This window comes from Leisingera sp. F5 (genome assembly GCF_001593695.1).
On sequence record NZ_LUKH01001116.1, the window covers coordinates 1 to 1,263 of the forward strand.

The window sequence follows — 1,263 nt, forward strand, 5'->3', positions numbered from 1 at the left end:
CGGCTAACCAAGACCGGCGGAGACAACCGCATGGCCAGAAAAACCGTATGAAAAGGAAATCTGAGACCTCATGGCTCAAAACGTATCAATGGAGGATTTCGAAGCCCTCCTGAACGAAAGCTTCGAAATGGACACCCCGGACGAGGGTTCGGTTGTCAAAGGCAAAGTACTGGCAATCGAAGCCGGTCAGGCCATCATCGACGTCGGCTACAAAATGGAAGGCCGCGTTGACCTGAAAGAATTCGCAAATCCTGGCGAAGCTGCTGAAATCGCTGTTGGCGATGAAGTGGAAGTCTTCCTGCGCTCGGCTGAAAACGCCCGCGGCGAAGCCGTCATCTCGCGTGAGATGGCCCGCCGTGAAGAAGCCTGGGACCGCCTGGAAAAAGCCTATGCAGACGATCAGCGCGTCGAAGGCGCGATCTTCGGCCGCGTCAAAGGCGGCTTCACCGTCGACCTGGGCGGCGCTGTTGCCTTCCTGCCCGGTTCGCAGGTTGACGTGCGCCCCGTGCGCGACGCCGGCCCGCTGATGGGTCTGAAGCAGCCGTTCCAGATCCTGAAAATGGACCGCCGCCGCGGCAACATCGTTGTTTCGCGCCGCGCCATCCTCGAAGAATCGCGTGCCGAACAGCGTGCCGAAGTCATCGGCAACCTGACCGAAGGCCAAGCGGTCGACGGTGTGGTCAAGAACATCACCGAATACGGTGCGTTTGTTGACTTGGGCGGCGTTGACGGCCTGCTGCACGTCACCGACATGGCATGGCGCCGTGTGAACCACCCCTCCGAGATCCTGTCGATCGGCGAAACCGTCAAGGTTCAGGTCATCAAGATCAACAAAGAGACCCACCGCATCAGCCTCGGCATGAAGCAGTTGCAGGAAGATCCGTGGGATCTGGTCGGCGCCAAGTACCCGCTGTCCTCCGTGCATAAGGGCCGCGTCACCAACATCACCGATTACGGTGCATTTGTTGAGCTGGAGCCGGGCGTCGAAGGTCTGGTTCACGTCTCCGAGATGTCCTGGACCAAGAAAAACGTCCACCCGGGCAAAATCGTCTCCACTTCCCAGGAAGTCGACGTCATGGTTCTGGAAATCGACGGTGCCAAGCGCCGCGTTTCCCTGGGCCTCAAGCAGACCATGCGCAACCCGTGGGAAGTCTTCTCCGAAGCCAACCCGGAAGGCACCGAGGTCGAAGGCGAAGTCAAGAACATCACCGAATTCGGTCTGTTCATTGGCCTCGACGGCGACATCGACGGCATGGTTCACCT

1 protein-coding gene is annotated in these 1,263 nt (G+C 59.2%); it reads left to right on the forward strand.

From position 1 onward, the window contains the following. Nucleotides 1–70: 70 nt before the first annotated feature. Nucleotides 71–1,263, forward strand: a 1,193-nt coding sequence (locus A2I95_RS39375) for a 30S ribosomal protein S1 (RefSeq protein ID WP_291737794.1), incomplete at its 3' end; no start/stop codon positions are given.